Source organism: Kribbella sp. NPDC051586 (assembly GCF_044453965.1).
Taxonomy (GTDB): domain Bacteria; phylum Actinomycetota; class Actinomycetes; order Propionibacteriales; family Kribbellaceae; genus Kribbella.
Map to the genome: position 1 here is coordinate 1126880 of NZ_JBITDF010000004.1, position 18704 is coordinate 1145583.

General features: G+C 69.9%; 14 protein-coding genes. 10 read left to right on the plus strand and 4 right to left on the minus strand.

Features of this window, described 5'->3' with window-relative positions:
- Window positions 1–13: 13 nt before the first annotated feature.
- The gene (locus ACIA58_RS32255) at window positions 14–940 is read right to left on the minus strand and encodes a hypothetical protein (protein WP_396407585.1); all 927 of its coding nucleotides are present in this window, start codon (window positions 938–940) and stop codon (window positions 14–16) included.
- A 183-nt stretch (window positions 941–1123) separates the two neighbouring features.
- Here ACIA58_RS32255 and ACIA58_RS32260 point away from each other — a divergent pair, with 183 nt between their 5' ends.
- Window positions 1124–2644 (plus strand): neutral zinc metallopeptidase, encoded by a 1521-nt coding sequence (locus tag ACIA58_RS32260; protein WP_396407586.1) that lies wholly within the window; start codon window positions 1124–1126, stop codon window positions 2642–2644.
- Between the two features lie 158 nt (window positions 2645–2802).
- On the opposite strand, the gene ACIA58_RS32265 is transcribed toward ACIA58_RS32260, so the two are convergent.
- Window positions 2803–4512 carry a DUF2207 domain-containing protein gene (locus ACIA58_RS32265; RefSeq protein WP_396407587.1) on the minus strand — a complete coding sequence of 570 codons (1710 nt, stop codon included), beginning with the start codon at window positions 4510–4512 and terminating at the stop codon, window positions 2803–2805.
- 67 nt (window positions 4513–4579) lie between these two features.
- On the opposite strand from ACIA58_RS32265, the gene ACIA58_RS32270 reads away from it, so the two are divergent.
- The 4 genes from ACIA58_RS32270 to ACIA58_RS32285 all read left to right on the plus strand — a co-directional run bounded on the left by ACIA58_RS32270 (window position 4580) and on the right by ACIA58_RS32285 (window position 8965).
- Window positions 4580–5692 (plus strand): neutral zinc metallopeptidase, encoded by a 1113-nt coding sequence (locus ACIA58_RS32270; protein WP_396407588.1) that lies wholly within the window; start codon window positions 4580–4582, stop codon window positions 5690–5692.
- The gene (locus ACIA58_RS32275; RefSeq protein WP_396407589.1) at window positions 5689–7464 is read left to right on the plus strand and encodes a protein kinase; all 1776 of its coding nucleotides are present in this window, start codon (window positions 5689–5691) and stop codon (window positions 7462–7464) included. The genes ACIA58_RS32270 and ACIA58_RS32275 overlap by 4 nt, the downstream gene beginning before the upstream one ends.
- A gap of 1 nt (window position 7465) precedes the next feature.
- Complete coding sequence (locus ACIA58_RS32280; protein WP_396407590.1) at window positions 7466–8239, plus strand: FHA domain-containing protein; 774 nt, start codon at window positions 7466–7468, stop codon at window positions 8237–8239.
- 177 nt (window positions 8240–8416) lie between these two features.
- The gene (locus ACIA58_RS32285) at window positions 8417–8965 is read left to right on the plus strand and encodes an alpha/beta fold hydrolase (RefSeq protein WP_396407842.1); all 549 of its coding nucleotides are present in this window, start codon (window positions 8417–8419) and stop codon (window positions 8963–8965) included.
- Here ACIA58_RS32285 and ACIA58_RS32290 read toward each other — a convergent pair.
- Window positions 8930–9868 (minus strand): AraC family transcriptional regulator, encoded by a 939-nt coding sequence (locus tag ACIA58_RS32290; RefSeq protein ID WP_396407591.1) that lies wholly within the window; start codon window positions 9866–9868, stop codon window positions 8930–8932. The two genes, ACIA58_RS32285 and ACIA58_RS32290, sit on opposite strands and share 36 nt — an antisense overlap.
- Window positions 9869–9949: 81 nt before the next feature.
- Here ACIA58_RS32290 and ACIA58_RS32295 point away from each other — a divergent pair, with 81 nt between their 5' ends.
- The 4 genes from ACIA58_RS32295 (at window position 9950) to ACIA58_RS32310 (ending at window position 16726) form a co-directional block, all read left to right on the plus strand.
- Window positions 9950–10762, plus strand: a complete 813-nt coding sequence (locus tag ACIA58_RS32295; RefSeq protein ID WP_396407592.1) for an NAD(P)H-binding protein — start codon at window positions 9950–9952, stop codon at window positions 10760–10762.
- 64 nt (window positions 10763–10826) lie between these two features.
- Window positions 10827–14759: a Pls/PosA family non-ribosomal peptide synthetase gene (locus ACIA58_RS32300; RefSeq protein WP_396407593.1), complete on the plus strand. Its 3933-nt coding sequence runs from the start codon at window positions 10827–10829 to the stop codon at window positions 14757–14759.
- Window positions 14759–16057 carry a M1 family metallopeptidase gene (locus ACIA58_RS32305; protein WP_396407594.1) on the plus strand — a complete coding sequence of 433 codons (1299 nt, stop codon included), beginning with the start codon at window positions 14759–14761 and terminating at the stop codon, window positions 16055–16057. The genes ACIA58_RS32300 and ACIA58_RS32305 overlap by 1 nt, the downstream gene beginning before the upstream one ends.
- A gap of 3 nt (window positions 16058–16060) precedes the next feature.
- The gene (locus ACIA58_RS32310; RefSeq protein WP_396407595.1) at window positions 16061–16726 is read left to right on the plus strand and encodes a hypothetical protein; all 666 of its coding nucleotides are present in this window, start codon (window positions 16061–16063) and stop codon (window positions 16724–16726) included.
- A gap of 26 nt (window positions 16727–16752) precedes the next feature.
- On the opposite strand, the gene ACIA58_RS32315 is transcribed toward ACIA58_RS32310, so the two are convergent.
- Window positions 16753–17625 carry a LysR family transcriptional regulator gene (locus ACIA58_RS32315; RefSeq protein WP_396407596.1) on the minus strand — a complete coding sequence of 291 codons (873 nt, stop codon included), beginning with the start codon at window positions 17623–17625 and terminating at the stop codon, window positions 16753–16755.
- A 70-nt stretch (window positions 17626–17695) separates the two neighbouring features.
- On the opposite strand from ACIA58_RS32315, the gene ACIA58_RS32320 reads away from it, so the two are divergent.
- Complete coding sequence (locus tag ACIA58_RS32320) at window positions 17696–18682, plus strand: nitrilase family protein (protein ID WP_396407597.1); 987 nt, start codon at window positions 17696–17698, stop codon at window positions 18680–18682.
- The last annotated feature ends 22 nt before the right edge of the window (window positions 18683–18704 follow it).

The window sequence follows — 18704 nt, forward strand, 5'->3', positions numbered from 1 at the left end:
CACCCCCGGCGAGCTACACCCAGCAAGGTCGTGAGGAGTATCGATGTCGGACAACTGGAACCAGCCCCCGGGGAGCGACCCGGCTGACGATCAGCCGGACCGCCCACCGGAGCACGGTCCCGGGCAGAACCCCCACCGTCCCGGGGCAGACCACCACCCCCACCCCACCCCCGGCAACCAAGCCGCGGGCGGCCCAGGCACGAGCGGTCCGCGTGCGGGCGGTCGCGGTGCAGGCGGTCCAGGTGCAGGCGGTCCAGGTGCGGGCGGCCGCGGTGCGGGCGGTCGCGGTGCGGGCGGTCCTGGTGCTGCCGGTTCTAGTGCCGACGGTCCAGGTGCGGGCGGTCGCGGTGCGAGCGGTCCTGGCTCCGGCCGGTCCGGTCCGGCGGGCGGTCGGTCCGGGCAGGGGGCAGGTCCGGCTGGTTCTCAGCAGGGGCAGCGTGGTGCCGGCGACGGTCAGGGCGGTCCTGAAGAGGGGCAGGGAGGTCCGGGGCAGTCTTGGTGGAGCGGAGACACCGACGCCAAGCGCGAGTTCCAGAACCCGTCCCAGACCGAGCAGCCCGCGAACAACTGGTTCGCCGGCGGCTGGAACCCCAACCGCCGGGAACACCCCGACCAGCCCGCCCAACCCGGCCCGAACCAACGCGGCCCCCGACAGGGCGGCCCCCAGCAGTCCGGCCCGAACCACCCCGGTCCCCAGCAACGCGGCCCTCAGCAGTCGAGCCCACAGTCCGGTGCTCAGCAGCGCGGCCCTCAGCAGTCGGGCCCACAGTCCGGTGCTCAGCAGCGCGGCCCTCAGCAGTCGAGCCCACAGTCCGGCCCGCAGCAGTACGGCCCTACCTACGCGGGCCCTGACCAAGCCGGCCCGAACCAGCCCGGCCCGAACCAGGCCGGGCCTCAGCAGCGTGGTTCCCAGCAGTCCGGTCCGCAGTACGGCCCGCACGGGTCCGGCCCCAGCCAGTCGGGTCCCACCCAGCAAGGGCCGTGGCAGTCCGCGCCGCAGCAGTACGGCCCCAACCAGCCAGTCCCCGGCCAGTCCGGTTCCAACCAGCCGGGTCCCGGCCAGTCAGGCCCCAGCCAGTTCGGTTCCAGCCAGTCCGGCCCCAACCAGTCCGGTTCGCACCAGGTGGGTCCCGGGCAGTCAGGTCCCGGGCAGCAGGGCCCGTGGCAGTCCGGGCCGCCGGTGGTCGATCCGTGGCAGACCAGTCCGACGCCGGCCGCCTCACAGCAGTCCGGTCCGTCCTGGTCGCAGTCCGGCCAACCAGGTCCTAACCAGCCGAGCTCCGACGACCCCACCCAGTCCGAGCCGACCTGGTCGTCGCGGTCGTGGACGTTGGACCCTGAGACCGACGGCGGCGCCCAGGGTCAGCCGTCCGACTCAGACAACTCCAACCAGTCCAGCGCCGGGCAAGGGTGGTCTGCGACCGGTCAGTCGGAGTCGAGTGCCTGGCAATCGGCGCCGTCCCAGCCGGCCCAGCGAGACCAGAGCGGCCCGCGCTCCGAGGACTCCTACCTCTGGGGCCCCGCGAACCAGAGCCAGCAACCGTCCTCCCCCTGGAGCAACGCGCTCCCCCCACAGCAACAGCAGTCCGGCCCCCGCCACGCCGCCCCGCAAGGCGGTCCGGGGCAGACCGGTCCGATGGGCCAGCCTGTCCAGCAGGCGCCCACCTGGCAGTACCCGCCGATCCCGATCCCGCAGCCACCGGGCGGCCGGCGCCGCCGGAAGAAGAAGGTCTCCCGCAATCTGCTCATCATTCTGGTCGCGCTCGCCGTGGTCGTGGTCGGCGGCGGCATCACCCTGCTGGTCCGCAGCGTCGGCGGCGGAGACGACCCGCAGGCCAAGGACAGCCCGACCGCGCCGGTGACGGAGTCCTCGTCGCCGTCCGAGTCCCCGTCGACATCGCCGAGCCCGTCCACACCCCGCGGCCCGACAGCCGACGAGGTCGTGAAGGGCAGCGCGCTCTACAAGATCGGCCCGGTCGCCGCCTCGAAGTGCGCGGAGCCGCCGTTCGCACCGGTCACGGTCGCCGCAGCACAGCAGTACTACAACCGTCTGCTGCCCTGCCTGAACCGCACCTGGTGGCTGGCGATGAAGAAGGCGAACCTGCCGTTCCGCAACCCGAAGGCAGTCGTGTACGTCGGCAAGCAGCCCTCACCGTGCGGCATCCAGCGCAGCGTCCGCGCGGCGTACTGCGCGGCGAACGAGACGATCTACCTGCCGTTCAGCGTCGACAACCGGTACTACAAGACCAACCCGGTCTACACGCGCGCGATCATGCTGAACACGTTCGCCCACGAGTACGGCCACCACGTGCAGAAGCTGAGCGGGATCCTCGCCTCGTCGATGTCCCGGCAGCAGTCGATGACGCCGAACCAGAAGCTCCTCGAGAGCCGCCGGCGTGAGCTGCAGGCGACCTGTCTCGGCGCCGTCTACCTCGGCGCGGACGCGACGTTCACTCCGATGCGGGGCCCGCTGCTGGCCAACTGGAAGTTCCTGATCTCCCACTCCGGTGACGACTACGCCCGGCCGCGCGTGCACGACCACGGCAACCGGGTGAGCAACTACCAGTGGTCGATCACCGGCTTCAACACCAAGAAGCCGGACTCCTGCAACACCTTCACCGCAGCCGACGTACGGCTCAACTAGAACCATTTGAGGGGTTAACCTCCGCCGTTGTCCCTTCACCCCCCGGTGTGCGGGTGGTGAAGGGACAACGCGAGTGGTTAACCCCTCAAATGCCGTCGGGTGGGCCGCAGCAGACGTACGGCTCAACTAGGCCCGCAGCAGCCGCAGGCCGCCGCCCGTCAGCCGAAGAGCCGGCGGGCGGTGGTCAGCGAGCCGCCGAACGAGGTGACGAAGTTGCTGAGCGACTCCCCGATGTCGGACAGGTGCCAGTTCTCCGGACCGGAGTACCAGCCGATGCCTGCGTCGGGGTCGTCGTCGTCATCGGTGGCTGCGATCTCCAGCGCCCACTTCTCGGTCAGCCCGAGCACAGCGGCGTACGGCAGGCAGCGGGACGCGAACTCGAGCCGGTGGCTCTCCGGCAGGTTGGCGGAGGACTCGTTGGCCAGGTAGTGCTGCAGGCCGGCCACTCGGCCCAGTACCGCTGCACCGCGCGCAGTGCGGGCCGGTGCGACCTGACCGACCAGTGCGAGCACCAGACCGGCAGCCATGACCGCGAACCCGACCAGTCCGAACTTGGTGACGATCGCGAGCACGATGGTCAGTATGACGCCGGCACCGAGCAGCACCACGCCCGCGGTGGTCCAGCGGTTCCGCACGGCGTCCGGGCGGTTGTTGAACCAGCCCTGCGTCACGACGTCGGCGTACAGCTGCTCGCGGACGAGGTTGAGCCGTGGCCGCAGTGAGGGGCCGAGCGCGGACACGAGCACCGAGTCGCCGTCCGCGAACACGGCGTCCAGCAAGGCCTTCTCGTACGGCAGCAGCTCCGGACCGCCCGGGTGCAGCCGCTGCAGCTCCCAGTCCAGCTTGCCGAAGTGCGACTCGCGCGGCTGCTCGACGATCGTCAGGTAGTTGCGCACGGCAAGGTCCAGCAGCGTGGCGGTGATGTCGACGACGTCGGCCGTCTCGTCCACGACCGTGCCGACCTGACCGGGCCGGATGCCGTCCGGCGCGGCGAACCGCGGCCCGTCGGCGCCGTCGAGCACCGGGCGCTCCGGCGCGCCTTCGCCGACCTTCGCGGCGTCGCGGCCACGGAAGAACCACAGGCCGACCGCGCCGAGCAGTCCGAGGCCGAAGACGATCACGGCCAGGCCGATCGTGCTCGAGTCCACGGTGAACGCGCGGCCGAGCGACCAGCGGGTCGCGAACTGCGCGTTCGCCTTCACCGTCGCCTGGTCACTCAGTCCGGTCAGGAAGGTCAGCCGGCCACCCGCCGGTACGCCGTTCTGCTGGATCTGGAGGTCGGCCGACTCGCCCAGCTGGGACGACGTACACGGCATGCTCGAACCGGTCCGGCCGGCGAAGCAGGTCACCCAGGTCGCGAACGGGACGCTGACGCTCAGATTGGCCGTCGGGACCGACACACCGAAGCCCTGCACGATCGGCCAGCTCACCTCACGACCCTCGGTCGAGTCGGCGACCACGTTGTCCACGGTGTAGCTGTAGACGATCTTCGACTGACCGGAGACGTTCAGCGTGAGCTTGCGGCCGTCGTCGGTGCTCTGGTTCTGGAAGCCCTGTGCGGGCTGACCGTTCACCGTCGCCGAGACGTCCTTGAGGTCGTACGTGCGGTCGCGATCGGAGTCGGACCGGACCCGGGTGGTCAGCGTCCGGCTGAACGTCGTACCGCCGGCGGTCAGGTCGACCGTCTCCTTGACCTGGAGCTGACCGTCCTTGGTCAGCGTCGCGTCCGCGTTGTACGCCGTGATCTGGTCGTCGGCCCGACCCGCTGCCTGGGCCGGCACCGGGCTCAGGGCAACGAACAGGCCTGCGACCGGGGCGGTCAGGGAGATCAGCAGGGCAGCCGGGAGGAGGCGGCGCTTCGGTGACATGGGTCGAGAGTAGTCTCGTGCCGGTTCGTGCAGCGAACTCGACCGACCAAGCCTGGAGGCCAGAGTAGTGAGCAGCCCGTACGGGTACGGCGGCCCGCCGCAGGGCCGGCCACCCGGCCCGCCGCCCGGCATCCTGCCCCCGCCGCAGGCAGCCCCGTGGCCGCCGCAGCAGGGCCAGTACCCGCCCGGCCCGACCCAGGGCGCTCCGACACAGCAGTACCCCGGTCAGTGGGCGCAGCCGTACTACGGACCTCCGGGCCACTTCAACGGATTCCAGCCACCGCGGAAGCGCGGCGGCCCACTGCGGCTCATCCTCTTCGGCTTCGTCCTGCTGATCTTCCTCGGCGTCACGTTCGCGGTCGCGTCCACCCTGCTGGGCAAAAGCACGGACGACACCGCGGACCCCGGCGTGACCGGTCCGTCGATCGTGCCGACCCCGACCACGAACCCGCAGAAGGGGTCCGCCGAGGACTACCTGCTGAACGCCGACGTCTACCGGACCGGTCCGCTCCCGGAGCAGAACTGCCCGGCGGCGAACCTCGGTAGCGCCAGCCTGGCCGCGCAGAAGGTCTACTACCAGCGGCTCTTCAAGTGCCTGAACGACGCGTGGCGGCCGATCTTCCACGAGCTCGGCCAGGACAAGCCGGACCCGGGGCTGGTCGTGTTCGACCAGCCGGTCCAGACCGCGTGCGGCAACTTCCAGCCGCTGTCCGGACGTGTCCTCGCGTTCTACTGCTACGGCAATCAGGTCATGTACGTCGACGTGAAGCAGATGAACCGGGCCTTCGGACCACAGCAGGACCTGGCGTACCTGATGACGATCTCGCACGAGTACGGGCACCACGTGCAAGGCGTCACCGGACTGTTCTACGCCCGTGCGGTCTATCTGCAGGACCACCCGGACCAGAAGCTGGAGAGCTCGCGGCGGAACGAGTTGCAGGCGTCCTGCTTCGGCGGTGTGTTCAGCAAGGCCGTGGAGAAGTCGTATCCGTTGACGAAGCGGCTGGACGAGTTCAAGGAGCAGTCCAGCAACAGCTTCGGTGAGTCGGCGGACACTCCGGAGGACGAGCGGACACACGGCCTGGCCACCAGCCAGGGCTTCTGGATCCAGAACGGCTTCAACATCGGCGCCAACAAGGCGTGCGACACCTTCGCGGTATCGGCGGACCTGGTGAAGTGACCGACCGGCTGATCGGGGGCCGCTACCAGTTGGGGGAACCGCTCGGATCCGGCGGTATGGGCTCGGTCTGGCGTGCCCACGACCAGCAACTCGACCGCGTGGTGGCACTGAAGCGTGCGCACCCCGGTGTGGACGACCCGGACGGACGCCGGCTGCGCCGCGAGGCCCGGACCGGCGCCCGGCTGCACGATCCGCACGTGGTGACGATCTTCGACGTGGTGTCGGACGGGGACGAGCACTGGCTGGTGCTGGAGTACCTGCCGTCGCGCAGCCTCGACGCGCTGGGCACGCTGCCACCCGATCAGGTCGCACGCATCGGCGTACAGATCGCCTCGGCACTACAGGCGGTCCATGCGGCCGGCATCATCCACCGGGACCTCAAGCCGGCCAACGTCCTCGTGACCGCGGACGGTACGGCGAAGCTCGCGGACTTCGGGATCTCCCGTCGCCTGTGGGCCGATGCCACGCTCACCGACAGCTCAACGATCGGCACGCCGGCCCACCTCGCCCCGGAAGTAGCCAACGGCAACGAACCTACGACCGCATCCGACGTGTTCTCGCTCGGCGCGGTGCTCTACACAGCGCTGGAGGGCCACTCGCCGTTCGGGAGCGACCCCAACCCGCTGGCAGTACTGCGGCGCGCAGCGCGAGGTGAGCTCGAGCCGCTCCGCCGGGGTGGTGAGCTGACGCCGCTGGTCACGCGCATGCTGGCCATCGACCCACGCGACAGGCCATCCGCTGCCGACGTGGTGGAGGAGCTTGGTGGTGCTGCGCTTGCGCCACCTCGCCGCCCTCGACGGAGACGGTGGCTGATCCCGACCGCAGCTGCCGGAGTCGTGGGGGCTGTCGTTCTCGCGTTGGTGCTGGCGCATGTCTTGTCCGGGTCGGACGTGCCGGCATCGGCGCCGTCCAGTTCCACGACACCCAAGGCCGGCCCGGTCGGTGATCCGCTGACGGTGGACCCGTGTGCGTTGATCGACGCGGCGACGTTGAGCCGGTTCGGAGACGCCACGCTAGAACCGGAGTACGGCAACTTCGACCGGTGCGACGTCGTGGTGACCGGGCAGGGCGACCAGGAGGTCGACGTACGGGCCGAGCTCAACGAGCCCGAAGATGTGCCGCAGGGTGTGGTGGAGAAGTTCACCGGCAACCTGATGGCGGTGGTGCGGCAGAAGGCCGACGACGGCGACTGCTCCCGGGTCCTGGTGCTGTCGGACCAGACGCAGGTTCAGGTCGAGGCGCGGCACAACCGCGGGTCCGGGATGGACGTGTGTGCGATGGCGGAAGCCGTTACGCAGAAGGCGATCGGCGTACTGAAGGCCGGCCCGATCCCGCGTCGCACCCAGCCGTTGCCGGCGGCATCGCTGGCGCATGTCGATGCCTGCGCGTTGCTCGACAACCAGGAACTCGAGCTGATCCCCGGCGTGGACGCAGCGGATCCGGACACGTCGTTCGGCGGTTGGTCGTGCGGCTGGGAGAGCACGACCAGCGAACTGTCCGTGTACATACGTTTCGACCGGGATCAGCCGCTCGGCGCCTCCGACGGCCGTCGGGTGACGCTCGCCGGGCGCTCCGCGTTCGTGGCCAGTGTGTACGACGGTCCGGGGACCTGCGCCGCGCTGATCGTGTATCGGACCTTCGTCGACACGCACGGGCAGGATGGGGTTGAGCTCGTCACCGTGACGGCGACAGGTCCAGGTACACAGACTTCGCTGTGCGGATTGGTGACAAAACTCGGCCAAGCTGCCGGGGCGAAGCTGCCGAAGGCCTGACATGGAGCCGATCCGGAGACTTCCCCAGGACCAGGCGAGCCTGGCACGCGGCGTACCTGACGCCCAGCCGGGCACCATGTTCGTGCTGAGCGTCGGCGGTGGTCTAGCTGTCGACCCCGGACCGCACCGGACGGTCCTGTTCGGGCGGAACCGGCCTGAGGTACATGTGTGCGTCGGTGAGGACGATCCGCGAGTCAGCCGGATGCACGGGTCGATCAGCTACCGGACCGGGCAGTGGTGGGTCGCAGTGACCGGACGGCTGCCCGTACGGTTCCCACGCGAGCGGACGCTGTTCGCGGGTGAGGATCCGATGCCGCTCGCGTCCGGGTACACGCCGCTCTTCGTTCAGGGCTCCAGCGGTCGTGAGCACCTGCTGGAGGTGTACGTCGTCGGAGACAGCGGAGCACGTCCCGTACTGCGGCCACGTGATCCGACGCAGCCGCCCCGGATCTGGCAGCTGTCTCCGGCCGAGAAGCTGGCGTTGACCGTCGTCGGCCAGCGCTACCTGCTGCACGACCTGCATCCGCTGCCACTGTCCTGGCGACAGGCCGCGGACCAGGTGGCCGAGCTGCAGCCGTCAGACGGCTGGACTGCCAAGCGGGTCGAGCACCTGGTGTCGAATGTGCGCACTCGGCTGTCGCGGGACGGCGTACCGGGTCTGACGCGCGAGGAGGTTGGGGAGCCGGTCGGCAATGCACTGAACGACAACCTGTTCCGGGCGCTGCTGCTGTCAACCACCCTGGTCCCGGCGGACCTCGACATACTGGACGACTGAGCTCGGGAGGGGTCCCCGGCGACCCGACTTAGCGTCCCGCCATGACCCGAGACAACGCCATCAACGTTCCGGTATAGCTACTAGGCATGCGCATTGACGTAGGTGGTTACGAACTGACAGTCGACCACGCAGGTGACGGCCCGTCCACGGTGGTGTTCTGCTCCGGTCTGGGCGACGGTGGCGACGTGTGGGAGGCCGTCATCGCGGACCTCGGCCGACGAGCTTCGGCGTCTGCTGGCGGGTGTACCCACGCCGTACGTCGTGATCGGCCATTCGATCGGAGCGTTGATCGCACTGATCGTCGCCGCGGATCCGCCCGAAGGACTTGCCGGACTGGTCCTCGTCGACCCGACCGACCTTCAGCTGGACCTGGACGTGGAGCAGCAGACCCTGTTCCTCAGGGACGGCGAGCGCGAAGACTGCACGACGTTCGACACCCTCGCCAGCCTCCCCGCCGTAACCGCAAGCCAGCGCCGCCTGGAAATGCCCAGCGTCGTCGTAACCAGCCGCCCGGACGCCTGGCTGGAGCTCGAAGACCCCACCCCTTGGAAGCCCTTCACCCTCGAGGACCTACGCACCCGCTGGCAACAAGTCCACCACCACCTGGCCAACACCCTCGGCAGCACCCACCTGATAGCCACCCAAGGCGCCCATTACATCCAGAAAGACCAACCCAGCCTGATAACCCGTTCAATCCTTTCGGTTGTTGCGCCACTCGGTGGGTGACTGGTGGTGGGTGCGTTTGAAGGCGACGCTGAAGGCGAAGGGGTCTTCGTAGCCGACTTGGTGCGCGACGGTGGCGATGGTGGCGGTTGTGGTGTGGAGGAGGTCGGCTGCCAGCGTCATCCGCCAGGCGGTGAGGTAGGTGAGGGGCGGCTGGCCGACCAGCTTGGTGAAGCGGGCGGCGAAGGTGGCGCGGGACAGACCGACCTTGGCGGCTAGTTCGGCGACGGACCAGCGGTGCGTGGGGTCCTCGTGGAGGTGGCGGAGTGCATCGCCGACGCCGGGTGCGGTGAGGGCCTGGTACCAGGACGGCAGCTCCGCCTCCGGACTGGCGCACCACGCGCGCAATGCCAGCACAAGGACGAAGTCGAGCAGCCGACGCAGTACGGCGTCCTGCCCTGGCTCCTCGCGGGCGACCTCCGTGGTGAGGAGATCCAGCGCCGGACGCGTCTGCGGCGTCGCAGACACCACCGCCAGCGGCGGCAGCAGCGCGAGCACCCGCCGGCCGACGTCACCACGCAGGTCGTACGCTCCACGCACCATGGTCGTCGCGCCCGGCAGCCCGTCGCCGTACGTCCGCGGCGCGAGGTACTCGCCTTGCCAGTCCACCGGATCGCCGTCGATCGTGTACTTCTGCCCGCCGCGGATCACGTAGTACGCCGGCGTCGCCGGATCGTCAGCGATCGTGTAACTGCCGACTCCCGTGATCAACGCGATGTCACCAGCAGCCAAATGACGAGGTACGCCGTCGTCCAGCCGCAGGCACGCACTGCCGCCAAGCGTCGCGACAACCGACAGCGACGGCGCGTCGGCGTACGTCACCGACCACGGCCCGCGCGCGATGATCTGCCGGACCAGCGCATCCGTCGCCTGCGCCCGCTGCAGTAGGTCGCTGAGAACGTCCACCCGTACAAGCTAGACGATCACAAATGGATCGGCGACGCTCTCCCATGGATCGTCTGGACGAACTCCGGTTGGCTGGACGTCATGCACAAGTTCCTCGTCCTCGGCGCCACCGGTACGACCGGCCGCCGCGTAGCGGACCGGCTAAGGTCCGCCGGCCATTTCGTCCGTACGGCGTCGCGCACCGGCAGCGACGTACGGCTCGACCTCGACGACCCGTCCACGTGGACCCCGGCACTCGACGGCATCACCGCCGCGTATCTGATGGAGCCCACCGTCCGCCCCGGCGACCGCTTGGCCCGCTTCACCGAGCGGGCGCTGTCAACAGGCGTACGACGGCTCGTACTCCTGTCGGCCTCCCGCGCCTCCGACCCCGCCCATCCCCTCCACACCGTCGAACAGACCGTGCGCAACTCCGGGGCAGAGTGGACGATCCTGCACCCCAACTGGTTCGCGCAGAACTTCACCGAAGGCCCGTGGAAGGACGCGGTCCGCCGAGGCACTCTCGCCCTGCCTGCCGGCGACGGCCGTACGCCGTTCATCGACGCCGACGACATCGCAGACGTAGCCACGGCCGCCCTCACCACCAGCGAGCACCGAGGGCGCACCTACGAACTGACCGGACCCGAAGCCATCACCTTCACCGAAGCCACCAGTCACCTCACCGAGGCCGGCAACCACCGGGTCGAGTACGTCGCCGTCGCCCCGGCCGACTACACCGAACAGCAAGTAGCACAAGGCGTTCCGCGCGCCGGCGCCGAACTTCTCACCAGCATCCTCGCCTCGATCGCCAACGGCTACGGGGGCGAACCGACCACGGATGTGGAGCAGGCGCTCGGCCGGCCGGCCCGTACTTTCAAGGCTTTCGCGCAGGATTGGAGCGCAACAAGCGATTGATGGACACACCCACGTGTTTCCTTCGAGTTATCCAGGTGCTAACCAGGCGGCGTAGTATCCGCCCGTGACGTTGCGACGCGGGGAGTTGGCGACGGCCGCGCGGACGCTGTGGGATGTGCTGGAGGAGACGGCCGACAGGTACGCCGACGAGCCGGCGCTGGACGACGGCAGCGTCAGCCTGAGTTATCGCGAACTCGTGGCGCAGACGACCAGGTTCGCCAACCGTCTGACCGCCGCCGGGATCGGCCCGGGCGACCGGGTCGGGGTCCGCATCTCGTCCGGGCACAACGATCTGTACGTCGCGATCCTCGGCACGCTCCAAGCCGGCGCGGCGTACGTACCGGTGGACGCGGACGACCCCGACGAGCGGGCCGAACTGGTGTTCGGCGAGGCAGCGGTCGCGGCCACCGTCGGCGACGAGCTGGAGCTGACGGTGACCCGCCCGCAACAGCGGCCGATCGTCGACAACGACGCAGCCAACGGCGCCTTCGACTATCCGTACTCCGCCCGCATGGACGCCGGGAGTACGACGGATTCGCCGAGGAGCACCCCGGGCCCCGAGCCCACCGACGACGCGTGGATCATCTTCACCTCGGGCTCGACCGGTGTACCCAAGGGTGTCGCCGTCAGCCACCGCTCGGCCGCGGCGTTCGTCGACGCCGAGGCCCGGCTGTTCCTGCAGGCGGAGCCGATCGGTCCTGACGACCGGGTCCTGGCCGGTCTGTCGGTCGCGTTCGACGCGTCCTGCGAGGAGATGTGGCTGGCCTGGCGGCACGGCGCCTGCCTCGTGCCGGCTCCGCGTTCGCTGGTGCGGACCGGCATGGACCTCGGCCCGTGGTTGGTTGCCCAAGGCATCACCATCGTCTCCACCGTGCCGACGCTGGCGGCGCTGTGGCCGCCGGACGCGCTGGACCAGGTCCGGCTGCTGATCTTCGGCGGCGAGGCCTGTCCCCCCGAGCTTGCCGAGCGGCTGGCGGTCGACGGCCGCGAGGTCTGGAACACCTACGGCCCGACCGAGGCGACCGTCGTGGCCTGCGCCGCGCGGCTCACCGGTGAAGGCCCGGTCCGGATCGGGCTTCCCCTGGACGGCTGGGACCTCGCCGTAGTAGATGCCGCAGGCAACGAAGTCGCCGACGGCGAGATCGGCGAGCTGATCATCGGCGGCGTCGGCCTGGCCCGGTACCTCGACCCGGTCAAGGACGCCGAGAAGTTCGCCCCGATGCCGACCCTGGGCTGGGAGCGCGCGTACCGCAGCGGCGACCTGGTCAGGTCCGACCCGTTGGGGCTGCTGTTCCAGGGCCGCGCCGACGAGCAGGTCAAGCTCGGCGGCCGGCGGATCGAGCTCGGCGAGGTCGATGCCGCGCTCCAGGCGCTCCCCAGCATCTCGGGCGCCGCAGCCGCCGTCCGCAACAGCGCCGCCGGCAATCAGCTCCTCGTCGGGTACGTCGTACCGGACGAGCCGGAGTCCTTCGACAACGCCAAGTCGACCGAGCGGCTGCGGGAAGCACTGCCGGCGGCGCTGGTGCCGTTGCTCGCTGTCGTCGACACGCTGCCGACCAGGACGTCGGGCAAGGTCGACCGCAATGCGCTGCCCTGGCCGCTGCCCGGCATGGACAGCGAAGGACCGGCCGCCGAGCTGATCGGCACCGCAGGCTGGCTGGCCGAGCGCTGGACCAAAGTTCTGGGCGCGAAGGTCACCAGCCCCGACAACGACTTCTTCCTGCATGGCGGCGGCAGCCTCGCCGCGGCCCAACTGGTCTCCGCCCTCCGCGAGGGGTACCCGGAAGTCACCGTCGGCGACATCTACGAATACCCACGTCTGGGCGCGCTCGCGGAGCGGCTCGACGAGTTCAAGCCGGCCGCGGTCGAGCCGGTCGAGCTCCGGGACATCCGGCCGACGCCGAAGAGCACCCAGCTCCTCCAGACCGCGCTGACCCTGATCCTCCAGACAGTCGTCGGCGTCCGCTGGCTGGTGTACGTCTTCACGCTGAACAACCTGCTCGCCGAGCTGATCGAGCCCCTGCCGTGGGCCCGGACCGTGTCGTGGTGGTGGATCCTGGCCGGCTGGCTGATCCTCATCAGCCCGGCCGGCCGGATGGGGATCGCAGTACTCGGCGCCCGCATCCTGCTCCGCAACCTCAAGCCGGGCACGTATCCACGCGGCGGCAACGTCCACGTCCGCCTCTGGGCCGCCGAGAACCTCGCCGACGCCGCCGGTGCGGCCAACCTCGCCGGCGCGCCCTGGATCGCGTACTACGCCCGTGCCCTCGGCGCGAAGGTCGGCCGCGGCGTCGACCTGCACACGCTGCCGCCGGTGACGGGCATGCTCACGATGGGCCGGGGCGCCTCGGTCGAGCCCGAGGTCGACCTGGCCGGCTACTGGATCGACGGCGACCGGCTGCACGTCGGCCCGGTGAGCGTCGGCGCGGAGGCCGTCGTCGGCTCCCGCAGCACGCTGCTCCCGGGCGCGGAGATCGGCCGCAACGCCGAGATCGTGGCGGGGTCGGCGGTCTCCGGCAAGGTCCCGCCGAACGAGCGCTGGTCCGGTTCCCCCGCGGCGCGGATCGGTCGCGCCCGGCACCCGTGGCCCGATCATCGACCTGCCCCCGCACCGTGGTGGGTCGCGGCGTACGGCGTCCAATCCGCCGTCATGTCGCTGATCCCGGTGGCGGCCGCGGCGGCGGCGCTTGTCGTGCTCGGACAGTATGTGAAGGGCACGCAGACCCTCGGAGATGCCGCGCTCAAGGCGCTGGCCGCGACCCCGCTGATGACGCTCGTCGGCTTCGCGACGACGGCCATCCTCACGCTGATCGGCGTACGGCTGCTCGGCATCGGGATCAAGCCCGGGCACTACCCCGTCCGCAGCCGGATCGGCTGGCAGGTCTGGGCGACCGAGCGGCTCCTCGACTCGGCACGCACGCTGCTCTTCCCGCTGTACGCGAGCCTGCTGACCCCGTGGTGGCTACGCGCCCTCGGAGCGAAGATCGGCCGCGACGTCGAGGCGTCGACCGTGCTGCTGCTCCCGAAGATGACGACCGTCGGTGAGGGTGCGTTCCTCGCCGACGACACGATGATCGCGTCGTACGAGCTCGGCGGCGGCTGGCTGCACGTGGCCGGCGCGAAGGTCGGCAAGCGCGCGTTCCTCGGCAACTCCGGGATGACCGCGCCCGGCCGGAGCGTCCCGAAGAACGGGCTGGTCGCCGTCCTGTCCGCGGCCCCGAAGAAGTCCAAGGCCGGTACGTCGTGGCTCGGCTCGCCGCCGGTGAAGCTGCGCCGGCAGGCCGTTGCGGGCGATCAGAGCCGGACGTTCAACCCGCCGTACAAGCTCAAGGTCGCGCGTGCCCTGGTCGAGCTGTGCCGCTTCGTCCCGATGATGTGCACGGTGCTGATCGCGCTCGGGGTGCTGTTCGCGCTGCAGGCGCTCGGCATCTGGCTCGGCCCGTTGCCGGCGTTGCTGCTGTCCGGCGCGGTGATCCTGGCCGCCGGTGCGGTCGCGGGCGGGATGGCGACGGTCGCCAAGTGGCTGATCGTGGGCCGCACGCGCGCGGTCGAGTACCCGTTGTGGAGCTCGTTCGTCTGGCGCAACGAGGTGGTCGACAGCTTCGTCGAGCTGGTCGCCGCGCCCTGGTTCGCGAACGCCGCCGCCGGCACCCCGGTTCTCAACCTGTGGCTCCGGTCGCTCGGCGCCAGGATCGGCAAGGGCGTCTGGTGCGAGACGTACTGGTTGCCGGAGGCAGATCTGATCACCCTGGGCGACGGCGCCACGGTGAATCGCGGCTGTGTGCTGCAGACGCACCTTTTTCATGATCGAGTTCTCTCCATGAGCACAGTCACCTTCGGGCCGGGAGCAACCCTCGGGCCCCACGGCATCGTCCTCCCGGCCGCCGCGGTCGGAGCAGGAGCTACCATCGGCCCGGTGTCTCTCGTGATGCGTGGTGAAGGTGTGCCGGCGGGTACGCGCTGGGCCGGGAACCCGATCGCTCCCTGGCAGGGCTGATGGTTGACCGGTATGTGCCCACCCACGGAAACCCCGGCTACAAGGTCGAGTCGTACGACCTGGAGCTCGACTACCGGGTCAACAGCAACAGACTGACCGGCAAGGCGACGATCACGGCCCTCGCCACCCAGCCGCTGTCCCGGTTCAGCTTGGACCTCTCCGGGCTGAGGGCGTCGAAGGTGCAGGTCAACGGCCGCCGCCCGCAGCGCTTCACCCAGCGCGGGGGCAAGCTCTACATCACCGCGAACCTCCCGGACGGCGCCGAGTTCACCGTCGACATCCAGTACGGCGGGAACCCGAAGCCCGAGGACAGTCCGTGGGGCGAGCTCGGCTGGGAGGAGCTCACCGAGGGCGTGATCGTCGCGAGCCAGCCGAGCGGCGCGGCTACCTGGTTCCCCTGCAACGACCACCCCGGCGACAAGGCTCACTACCGGATCGCGATCACCACCGATTCGCCGTACCAGGTCGTGGCGAACGGGCGGCTGGTGTCGCGCCGGGTGAAGGCGAGCCGCACCACGTGGGTCTTCGACCAGGCCGCGCGGATGGCGACGTACCTCGCGACCGTGCAGATCGGGCCGTACGACGAGGTGGATCTGGCCACGTCGCCGGTGACGATCAAGGGCGTGCTGCCGGGCCGGCAGCACCGTGAGTTCCGGCATGACTTCGCGCGGCAGCAGGACATGATGAAGCTGTTCTGCCGGCAGTTCGGGCCGTACCCGTTCGGGGGGTACACGGTCGTGGTCACCGACGACCCGCTGGAGATCCCGCTCGAGGCGCAGGGCATCTCGGTGTTCGGCAGCAACCATGTCGACGGCCGGCGCGGCTCGGAGCGGCTGGTCGCGCACGAGCTGGCGCACCAGTGGTTCGGCAACAGCCTGACCCCGGCGAGCTGGCAGCACATCTGGCTGAACGAAGGCTTCGCCTGCTACGCCGAGTGGCTGTGGTCGGAGGAGTCGCGCGGCCTCACCGCCGACCAACAGGTCTCGAAAGCGCACTCGCGGCTGAAGGGCCTCCCGCAGGACCTGATGCTGTCGGACCCCGGCCCGGAGTTGATGTTCGACGACCGGCTCTACAAGCGCGGCGCGATCACCCTGCACGTACTGCGCAAGCACCTCGGCGACGACGCGTTCTTCGAGCTCCTGCACACCTGGACCAAGGTCCATCGTCACGGCTCGGTCACCACCGCCGAGTTCATCGCCCTGGCAATGACGTTCAGCCCCGACGAGGAGGCCCTCCGCCACCTCTTCGCCGCCTGGCTCGACTCCTACGAACTCCCCCCACTGCCCCGGAGGCGCTAGTCGATGCGGATCGGGATCGAGTTCTTCGGCGGGATGGCGGCGATCATCGTGATCGTCATCGTCGCCGGGCGGCATCTCCGGCGGCCGGGGGCGCCGAAAGGACCGACCTGGCATCACATCGTCCTGGGCTGGGTGCTGCTGGTGGCGGCCGGCGCGCTGTACACGTTCCCGCCGCACGACATCGTCCTGTCGGTGCTGGTGCTGGTGCTGGGCGTCGGCTTCCTGGTGATGGGCGTCGCGACCCTGGGCGGCGGCAACTTCGGGTACTTCGGCGCGCTGGCCGGCGGACTCGCGGCGGTGCCGTTCGTGATGACGCCGACGCCGGTCGCGCTCTCCCAGGTCGGTACGACGATCACCTGCCAGGTCCGCGGGTACGACGGCGACCCGGTGTACGAGTTCACCGCCGACTGCCCGAACGGCCACAGCTACGACTTCACCAAGCACGGCTCGCACGACTTCCCCGGCGGCAAGGTGCCGGTCATCCTCGACAAGCACGGCGTACTGCAGCCGGAGTTCGCCGGCGAGGAGAACGTGACGGCGGACCTGGTCGGCGGCATCCTCTGCCTGCTCGTTGCCGCCGGCATCATCGCGGCCGCGGCCGTCCACAATCGCCGCTTGCACGGCAATGTCCGGCACGTCGTCAATCCCGGCTTCAGCTCCGGTCCCTAGGCAGCCTCAGCCGGAACACCGCACCCTCACACCCCGCCCTGCCGGGCCACCTCGGCGGCAGCCTTCACGAAGCGTTCGGTGAGTGGCGTCCGGGTCGCCCAGGCGGTCCCCATCCACCAGGTCGCCGCCCGTCCCGGCAGCGGCACCAGCCGGACCTCCGGCGGTGCGATCCGCTCGGCAGACTGCGGTACGACGGAAGGCCCGGCGCCGGCTGCCGTGAGCGCCAGCACCGTCTGCAGATCGCCGGCCTCCTGAAGTATTTGCGGATGGCAACCAAGCTCGGCGTACAGGCTGTTGATCTGCGCGGTCAGGCCCGGGCCGCGGGCGGGCGTCAGGCGGACCAACGGCTTGGCGTCGATCCAGCTGACCAGATCGCGTGGGACCTCCAGCGCGGCCGGTACGGCGAGAGTGAGGCGGTCGCGTCGTAACCGAAGGTGCTCGAGCCCGGCCGGCACCGGCAGCCGGACGAACCCGATCTGCAGGCTGCCGGCCAGCAACCGTTCGCACTGGGTCGCGGACGACATGTCCTCGAGCGAGATCGTCACTCCCGGCCACCGGCTCCGGAACAGCGCCACTGCCCGCGGGGCCAGCACGATCCCGGACAGTCCGAACCCGATCGCGAGCGATCCCTCGGACCCGGACGAGACCTGCGTGGCCCGCCGTTCGAAGGCTTCGGACCGCTCGAGCAACTCCAGAGCGTCAGGAAGGAGCAACTCGCCGGCCGGGGTCAGGCGGGCGCCGTGCCGGCCGCGGACGAACAGCACCGAACCGAGCCGGCGTTCGAGCACCTGGATCTGCTTGGTCAACGCGGGCTGACTGGTCGACAGTTCATCGGCCGCGGCGCCGAAGTTTCGCAGCCTGGCCACGGCGGCGAACGCCCGGAGCAGACGGAGATCCATAACCCCAGGATATGGAATGACACCGAGTGCCTATTGGACGTCATGTATGCCGCGGCGTTTCGATAGGGGTATGACGCCCTTCCGCGCTGCCGTTGTCCAGTTCGAGCCGACCCCGGATCGGCCCGAGGTCAATCTCGCCACCGTCGAGCGGCTCGCCCGGCAGGCCGTTGCCGACGGCGCTCGGTTGGTGGTGTTCCCGGAGATGTGTCTGCTCGGCTACTGGCACCTTCGGCGGCAGACCGCGGAGCGGCTGCGCGAGTTGGCGGAGCCGGCCGACGGCGCCCTGATCGGGCGGGTCGTTGCGCTGGCCAAGGAGTTGGGCGCCGGCCTGGGGGTCGGGTTCCTGGAGGATGCCGACGGCACGCTGTTCAACGCGTACGCCGTGTGCCTGCCGGACGGGACCGTCCACGTGCACCGGAAGCTGCATGCGTTCGAGCACGAGGAGATCGCGAGCGGAGCGTCGTACACGGTGTTCGACACGCCGTGGGGCTTCCGGGCCGGGGTGCTGATCTGCTGGGACAACAACCTGGTCGAGAACGTCCGGATCACCGCGTTGCTCGGCGCAACGGTTCTGATCGCTCCGCACCAGACCGGCGGTACGAACTCGCGCAGCCCGCACGGGATGAAGCCGATCCCGCTGTCGGTCTGGGAGAGCGGGGATCGCGCGCGGATCGAGGAGGCGTTCAACGGGCCGAGCGGGCGGGGGTGGTTGATGCGGTGGCTGCCGGCGCGGGCGCACGACAACGGGATGTTCGTCCTGTTCAGCAACGGCGTCGGCCGGGACGACGACGAACTCCGGACCGGGAACGCGATGATCCTCGACCCGTACGGCCGCATCGTCGCCGAGACGCCCGTACCCGCCGAGGCCGTGGTGGTCGCCGATCTCGACCTGGATCTGGTGCCGTTGGCAACGGGCCGCCGCTGGCTCCGTGGACGCCGCCCCGAGCTCTACTCCCTACTCACCGAACGCCAAGGCAACGAGCTCGATCCCCGCGCCGCCCGCTTCTCCCCGGATCCGGTCGACTTTGGGCACCCACCAACCACCGACAGCGCCTGAAAACGGTTGGCGGGTGCCCAAA